Origin of the sequence: Actinoplanes sp. NPDC049548, from assembly GCF_040676695.1 — a bacterium.
Lineage (GTDB): Bacteria > Actinomycetota > Actinomycetes > Mycobacteriales > Micromonosporaceae > Actinoplanes.
Map to the genome: position 1 here is coordinate 1 of NZ_JBFAPM010000065.1, position 1883 is coordinate 1883.

The 1883-nt window shown below is 70.9% G+C and carries 1 protein-coding gene; it reads left to right on the plus strand.

Features of this window, described 5'->3' with window-relative positions; all coding sequences use genetic code 11:
* Positions 1 to 54: 54 nt before the first annotated feature.
* On the plus strand, positions 55 to 1883 hold a 1829-nt coding region (locus AB0J80_RS38460), incomplete at its 3' end, for an amino acid adenylation domain-containing protein (protein WP_364714776.1).

The window sequence follows — 1883 nt, forward strand, 5'->3', positions numbered from 1 at the left end:
GTGCTGAATCCGCAGCGGTCCACGGCGCATCATCCGTTGTTCCAGGTGGCGTTGGTGTTGCAGAACACTCCGCCGGGTGAGTTCCGCCTGCCCGGACTGCACGTCACCCCCGATGGAGTGGGCCTCGGTCGCTCGCGGTTCGACCTGCTGTTCAGCCTCACCGAGGCGCCGTCGGGGGGCATGAACGGGCTGGTCGAGTTCGCCACCGACCTGTACGACGCCACGACCGTGTCCCGCCTGGTCGAGCGGTGGGAACGGCTCCTGCTCGAGGTGTTGGACGCGCCCACCGCGCCGATCAGCCGCGCGTCGCTGATGTCCGTCGAGGAGTCTGCCCGGCTGGCCCGCTGGAACGACACGGCCGAGCCGCTCGCGTGGCGGTCGCTCGCCGACCTGTTCGAGGCCTCGGTGGCGCGGGATCCCGATGCCGTCGTGCTGGAGGAGGGAGCCGAGCAGCTCACCTACGGCCGCATCGAGGAACGGGCCAACCGGCTCGCGCACCGGCTCATCGAGCGGGGAGTCGGCCCGGAAAGCATCGTCGGGCTGCTGCTGCCGCGCTCGGTGGAGCTCGTGGTCGCCGTCCTGGCGGTGCTCAAGGCGGGCGGGGCGTACCTTCCCCTCGACCCCGGCTACCCGGCCGAGCGCATCGACTACATGATCGCCGACGCCCGGCCCGTCCTCGTGCTCGGCCCGGAGGCGTTGCGCGAGGACCTGTCCGCGTACCCGGTCACCCGCCCGGACCGCGACGTGCGCGAGACGAATCCGGCCTACGTGATCTACACGTCCGGATCCACCGGACGGCCGAAGGGTGCGATCATGTCGCACGCCGGCATCGCGTCCTTCGCACAGACCCAGCTCAACCGCCGGGACGCGGACGCGAGCAGCCGCTTCCTGCAGTTCTCGTCGCCGAGCTTCGACATCTCCGTGTGGGAGCTTCTCTTCACCTTCGCGGTGGGGGCGCGGCTGATCATCAGTGGGGAAGGTCCCCTCGCCGGCGAGGCGCTGCGGGACGCCCTGGCCAAGGAACGGATCACCCATGCGCTCATCCCGCCGTCGGTGCTGGCCACCCTGCCCGCCGAGGCGGCGACGAGCCTGACCGACCTGCGAACCCTGGTCGTCGGGGGCGAGGCGTGCCCGCCGGACCTGGCCGCGAGGTGGTCTGCCGGCTGCACGGTGGTCAACGCGTACGGACCCACGGAGGTCACGGCGTGGGCGACGTCCTACCCGACCACCGGATACGACGCGGCCGCGGGAACGGTGCCGATCGGGCGACCCGTGGTGAACGCGGCGGCGCACGTGCTGGACGACCGGCTGTGCCCGGTGCCGCCCGGCGTGGTGGGCGAGCTCTACATGACCGGGCCCGGCCTCGGTCGCGGCTACCTCGGGCGTCCCGCGCTGACCGCCGAGCGCTTCGTCGCCTGTCCCGACGGATCCGGCCGGCGCATGTACCGCACCGGCGACCTGGTGCGCTGGCGCTCGGACGGGCAGCTGGAGTTCCTGGGACGCGCTGATGCGCAGATCAAGGTCCGCGGTTTCCGCATCGAGCCCGGTGAGATCGAGGCGGTCCTCACCGAAGTGGACGAGGTACGTCAGGCCGTCGTGGTGGCCCGTGAGGAGGGCGACGGCGACAAGAGGCTTGTCGCCTACGTCGTCCCGGAGCAGGACAGCACCGCCGGCAGCGGCGAGACGGTCGCCGTCGAACACGTCGAGGAGTGGCAGAAGCTCTACGACTCGGTCTATGCCGAGTTCGAGGTCGACGAGTTCGGCGAGGACTACACCTGGTGGGACAGCTCGTATTCGGGTGAGCCGATTCCGTTGGAGCAGATGCGGTCGTGGCGGGATGCGGCGGTGGCGCGGATTCGTGAGTTGCGTCCGCGGCGGGTGTT